A 6,032-nucleotide genomic window follows, 5' to 3' on the forward strand; every position below is an offset into this window, starting at 1 on the left:
AAGAGAAAATCCGACTCACGCAGACCACTAACCTTGAAAGCACCAACCCGGCATCCCCCCCGACCACCAACCCTGAAAGCAGCACCCCAGCATCCCCCCCGACCGCGTGCGAACGAAACCCCCGTCCACTGGCGCGAGCGAACCCCCTAGTGCTAACCCGGAAAACGATCGTTAATCGCACATTCTCGTTCGATAATCGTTTTAATTTTTGCGGCAATCATTGATCGGGCGAGGCCGCCGCCCTATGCTCCACTCACTGCAGCGCGGCGTGCACTTTTGCCCGCAGGACCCACGTCCCGCAACCCAACATCAATACACATCAGAGACAACGTAATGACTATCGCTATCCAGCCTTCAGACGTCGCGACCGTCGATCGGGAGAGGAGCCGTGCACGCAAGGCGGCGCTCGGCAGTTTTGTCGGTGCAGTGGTCGACTGGTATGACTTCCTGCTCTACGGCATCATCGCCGCGATTGTTTTCAACACCGAGTTCTTTCCGAAAGTCAGCCCTGCAATGGGCACGCTCGCCGCGTTCGGAACCTTCGGCGTGGGCTTCCTGTTTCGCCCGCTGGGTGGTTTTGTGTTCGGTCACTACGGCGACCGGCTCGGCCGCAAGCGCATGCTTGTGATGACCGTGATGATGATGGGCCTGTCGACTGCGCTGATCGGCTTGCTGCCCACCTTTGCATCCATCGGCTGGTGGGCGCCGGTCTTGCTGATCGCCCTGCGCGCAATCCAGGGGTTTGCCGTCGGCGGTGAATGGGGCGGTGCGGCACTGATGGCGGTTGAGAGTGCGCCTAGTAAAAAGAAAGCGTTCTATAGCAGCGGCGTGCAGGTCGGTTACGGCGTGGGACTGGTGCTGGCAACGGGCATTGTCTCGATCCTCAGCCAGACCATGGACGACGCGACCTTCAAGACCTGGGGCTGGCGCATCCCGTTTGTATTCAGCGTGGTGCTCGTGCTGATCGGCTTGTGGGTTCGGTCGAGCATGGAGGAGTCGCAGGAGTTCGTTAAGAAGGTGATCGAGAAAGGCCAGCAGACCAAACGCCTGCCTATCTTCGAAGCGTTGCGCCAGCATCCGAAAGCCTTTTTGCTGATCATCGCGTTGCGCCTCGCCGAGCTCTTCACGATGTACATCGTCACGGCGTTCGCTCTCAGCTATTCAACGACCAACCTCGGTATGCCGCGTCAGTTCTTTTTGAACATCGGCTTGCTCGTGGGTGCGGTCAGCATCGTGACCATTCCGTTCTTCGCAATACTCGCCGACCGCTTCGGCCGTCGCCGGATCTACATGATCGGCGCGGTCGTCGGCATGTTGAGCGCCGTGCCGTTCTTCCTCGCACTCGACGCCCGTTCGACAGTCTGGATCGTGGTCTTCGCCGTGATGCTCGCGAACATCGCGCACGACATGGTGGTGAGCGTCCAGCAACCGATGTTCACCGAGCTGTTCGGCACCGAGTATCGATACAGCGGCGCAGGCGTCGGTTATCAGGTGGCGAGCGTGGTCGGCGGCGGGTTCACGCCGTTCATCGCGGTGGCGCTGGTGAGTTTCGCCGGCGGCTCGTGGCATCCGGTTGCGGCGTATCTGGCCATCGGCTGCTTGTTGTCCGTGCTGGTCGCCAGCCGGATGAAAAAGACGTAAGGGCAGGGGCGCGTTGTTCCCCCGCATGGCCGCACTGGCAGACGAACACCTCATTCAATGGAATTTCAATCATGACTGATCCCTGCATCATCTCGGTTGCGATCACGGGCTCCGTGCCGCGCAAGAAGGACAATCCGGCGGTGCCCATTTCAATAGCCGAGCAGGTCGAAAGCACGCACGCGGCCTATGAGGCGGGTGCTTCGCTCGTGCATCTGCATGTTCGCGATGAGCAAGAGAATTCAAGCTCGGACCGCTCGCGTTTCGAAGCGCTTCAGAACGGTATCCGCGAACATTGCCCGGACATCATCATCCAGTTCTCGACGGGTGGCCGCGGACGTTCGTTTGAACAGCGCGGCGCGATGCTCGACCTGCATCCGGACATGGCCTCGCTCGCCACGGGATCGGTTAATTTCCCGACCACGGTCTATGAAAATCCTCCCGACTTCGTGCGCTCGCTCGCAAAGTCGATGCTCGATCACAACGTCAAGCCCGAGATCGAGATCTTCGATCTGGCCATGCTCTATAGCACCGTCGATCTGGTCCAGCAGGGCTTGTTGACATCGCCCGTGCATGTGCAGTTCGTGATGGGCGTCAAGAACGCGTTGCCGGCCAAGCGCGAAATTCTTGAATTCGAAGTCGAGCGATTACGCGCCGAGTTGCCCAATGCAACCTGGACGGCTGCGGGCATCGGCCGGCACCAGCTAGAAGTGAACCACTGGACGCTGGAGCTGGGCGGCCACTGCCGCACCGGTCTTGAAGACAATATTCGCTGGGACAAGGACACGCTTGCCACGAGCAACGCGCAACTGGTGAGCCGCGTGGCGTCGTTGTGCGGCGACTACGGACGTCCGGTTGCAACGGCGGCGCAAGCGCGCGAACTGCTGCATTTGCCGGCGCTTTAGCGGGTCATGGAAATACGGCGACGTTGCCCTACCGGTGGCGTCCCGCATGTTGAAAGAGAACTTACGATGCTACGTTCAATCGCCACTGTCTCGGTCAGCGGCACGCTGGTCGAGAAGCTCAAGGCCATCAGCCGCGCCGGGTTCGACGGCGTCGAGATCTTCGAAAACGATTTGCTTTACTTCGATGGCTCACCCGCCGACGTCAAGCGTATCTGCGCCGACCTCGGCTTGAAGATCATGTTGTTCCAGCCTTTCCGCGACTTCGAAGGGGTCTCCGCAGAACGCCTTGCACGCAACCTTGAACGTGCACGGCACAAGTTCGAGTTGATGCACGAGTTGGGTACGGATCGCGTGCTGGTCTGCAGTAACGCATCGGCGGATTCCATCGGCGGCGATGCATTGATCGTCGATCAGCTCGGGCAGTTCGCCGAACTCGCGCGTGCTGAAGGCGTGATGGCGGGTTATGAAGCGCTCGCCTGGGGGCGGCACGTCAATTCGTACAAACATGCCTGGCGGCTGGTCGATACCCTCAATCATCCGAACCTCGGATTGATCCTCGACAGCTTTCATACGCTTTCCATCGGCGATTCAGTCGATGAGATCGCACGTATTCCAGCGGACCGGATCACGTTTGTGCAGATCGCGGACGCACCGAAGATGGCAATGGATGTGCTCGAATGGAGCCGGCATTACCGCTGTTTTCCGGGGCAAGGCGATCTGGATGTGGCGGGCTTCACGCGTCAGGTGCTGGCGTCGGGCTACGCGGGGCCGCTCTCGCTGGAGATCTTCAACGACGGTTTTCGAGCGGCGCCCAATGCGGCGACGGCGGCGGACGGTTATCGCTCGCTGCTGTTCCTGGAGGAGCAATGTGCGGGCGCTTTGAAGGAAACGTCGAAGGAGACGTTGTTCCATCCGCCCGCTGCACCCGCACACACCGGTTTCCAGTTCCTCGAGTTCGCCGTCGATCCGGCCAGCAGTCCGACGCTTGCGCAATGGCTCGAACGCTTGGGCTTTCGCGCGGCAGGCCGGCATCGCTCGAAGAATGTCACGCTCTACGTCCAGGGCGACGCATGCATTCTCCTGAATGAAGAAACTGATTCCTTCGCGAGCGCGTTTCATCAGGCGCATGGTTTGTCGGTCTGCGCGTCGGCGTATCGCGTCGATAACGCCGCGCAAGCCTTCGAGCGCGCGGCCGCTTTCGGCTACGCGCCTTTTTCCGGCAAGGTCGGGCCTAATGAACGCGTGGTGCCGGGCGTGCAGGCACCGGATAACAGCTTGCAGTACTTCGTCGATGAGGCGCCGGGTGAGCCCACGCTCTATGAAACCGATTTCAACCTGGTCGATACGCCGAAGCGGGGCCGGCCCGACAATCTGCGCCGCATCGACCATGTGTGCCTGAACCTGCCCGCTGACACGCTCGATACGTGGGTGCTTTTTTTCAAGGCGACGTTCGGTTTCGATGCCGAGCCGTCGGTCCTCTTGCCGGACCCGTACGGCCTCGTCAGGAGCCGCGCGGTGCGTAGCCGCGACGGTTCCGTGCGGATCGTGCTCAACGCGTCGGCGGACCGGCACACAGCCGTAGTGGAGTCGTTGTCGACCTATCGCGGCTCGGGGTTGAATCATGTTGCCTTCGCGACCGATGACATCTTTGCGGCGGTTGCCGGGTTGCGCGAGCGGGGCGTGCCGCTCCTGCACATTCCGCGCAACTACTACGACGATCTCGAAGCGCGCTACGATCTCGACCCGGCGCAGCTTGCGCAAATGCGCGAAAGCGGCATCCTGTACGATCGGGACAACGCTGGTGGAGAGTTTTTCCACGTCTACACGGAGCAGTTCGCCGATCGGTTCTTTTTGGAAGTGGTGGAGCGCCGGGGCACGTACGACGGTTATGGTGCGGTGAACGCGCCGGTTCGGCTCGCGGCGCATGCCCAGCGGCGCCATCAGGAGCGTCCGGCCGCAACGCAGTGAAAGAGCCGGTAGGCTGAGACGGTGCCGGACAGTTTGACGCGCTGATGCCGGAGACGATAATCTGTTTCGGCGCGTGCACGCGTGGCTTTCCACCTGCGGTGACTGGCGCGCGGGCGCGCAGGCGAACATGGACTGGACTTTCTCAGAGGTGATTTTCAATGAACAACGATGCTTCCCTGCCTGGCGCTGCCTCGGCGCAATCCCCGCAGGACAGCGACAATCCGCTGGGCGTCGCCGGTCTTGAATTCGTTGAATTTTCGAGTCCGGACCCTGTCCGGTTGCGGATGCTTTTCGAGCAACTCGGCTTCACGCTGGTGGCGCGCCATGTCAGCAAGGACGTCACGCTGTTCCGCCAGGGGAGCATGAATTTCCTCATCAATGCCGACGACGATTCGTTCGCGTCGCGGTTTGCGGAGACGCATGGCGTGGGCATCTGTGCCATCGGGCTGCGAGTGTTCGACGCGCAGACCTCGCACGAGCGTGCCGTCGAATTTGGGGCGTGGGATTTCGAGGGTGAGCGGATCGGGCCCAACGAGTTGTTGATTCCTGCGATCCAGGGAATCGGGGATTCGCACATTTATTTCGTGGACCATTGGGAAGGGCGGCAGGAGCCGAGCGAAAAAGCCTTGTCGATCTACGATATCGATTTCGCGTGGCTCGACCCGAAGGAAACGCGCGCGATGCTCAACGCCAACGATTCGGGTTTGAGCAAGGTGGACCATTTCACGCAGACTGTTGGCGCGGGGCGGCTTGCGGACTGGCTCGAATTTTATCTGCAGGTTCTTCATTTCAAGGAGATTCATGCGGTGCATCCGGACTGGAAGGTGGCGCAGGATCTGCCTGTGATTGTGTCGCCTTGCCAGACGCTGAGCATTCCCGTTTATGAGGAAGGGACTTACCGTACGAGTCTGATGCAGGATTATCTGCCCGATCACACGGGCGAGGGCGTCCAGCATATTGCGCTGACGGCAACGGATATCTTTGCGTCGGTGGATATCTTGCGGTCGCGGGGAATTCGTTTTGTGCAGCCGCCTGCGCGGTATTACGAGCAACTCGATGAACGTTTGCCCGGGCATGGGCTGGACGTGGATGCTTTACGGTCGAGGGGCATTCTTGTCGATGGGACGATTGCCGTGGATGGGACTGCGAGGCTCTTTCTGCAAACCTTTATTCAACGCGATCGCGGCGATATGTTTTTTGAAATCGTCGAGAGGCGTGGGCATCATGGGTTTGGGGAAGGGAATCTGATCGCGCTGGGGAAGGCACGGGAATGAGGGTTTCATTCGCACAGGGTTTTTCGCTCGCGCCGGTGGACGGGTTGGTTTGGGTCTGCAGGCGCGGGTGGGCGGAGTCGTTGCCGGGTTGGTGCTTTCGGCCTTAGTGGTCGGGGTTGATGCCGGGTTGCTGCTGCTCAGGTTAGCGATCGGTTTAAGTTAGCTGATTTCTTTATCACTATTAGCCACTGCGCGTGGCGGCACTTCATTTCTTTTCCACGCCGAACGGCGAAAAAGAAACAGAAGC

4 protein-coding genes are annotated in these 6,032 nt (G+C 60.3%); all 4 read left to right on the forward strand.

Annotated elements, in window-relative coordinates; translation table 11 throughout:
• Positions 1-333: 333 nt before the first annotated feature.
• The 4 genes from shiA to M0D69_RS43195 all read left to right on the forward strand — a co-directional run bounded on the left by shiA (position 334) and on the right by M0D69_RS43195 (position 5,785).
• Positions 334-1,641, forward strand: coding sequence for a shikimate transporter (gene shiA, locus M0D69_RS43180; RefSeq protein ID WP_301787905.1), 1,308 nt, complete (start codon positions 334-336; stop codon positions 1,639-1,641).
• Between the two features lie 71 nt (positions 1,642-1,712).
• A complete protein-coding gene (locus M0D69_RS43185; protein ID WP_301787906.1) occupies positions 1,713-2,543 on the forward strand; it encodes a 3-keto-5-aminohexanoate cleavage protein in 831 nt (276 codons plus the stop codon).
• Between the two features lie 66 nt (positions 2,544-2,609).
• Positions 2,610-4,511 carry a bifunctional sugar phosphate isomerase/epimerase/4-hydroxyphenylpyruvate dioxygenase family protein gene (locus M0D69_RS43190; RefSeq protein WP_301787907.1) on the forward strand — a complete coding sequence of 634 codons (1,902 nt, stop codon included), beginning with the start codon at positions 2,610-2,612 and terminating at the stop codon, positions 4,509-4,511.
• A gap of 158 nt (positions 4,512-4,669) precedes the next feature.
• Complete coding sequence (locus M0D69_RS43195) at positions 4,670-5,785, forward strand: 4-hydroxyphenylpyruvate dioxygenase family protein (protein ID WP_301787908.1); 1,116 nt, start codon at positions 4,670-4,672, stop codon at positions 5,783-5,785.
• Positions 5,786-6,032 lie beyond the last annotated feature (247 nt).

Origin of the sequence: Caballeronia sp. SEWSISQ10-4 2 (assembly GCF_030464885.1) — a bacterium.
GTDB lineage: Bacteria > Pseudomonadota > Gammaproteobacteria > Burkholderiales > Burkholderiaceae > Caballeronia.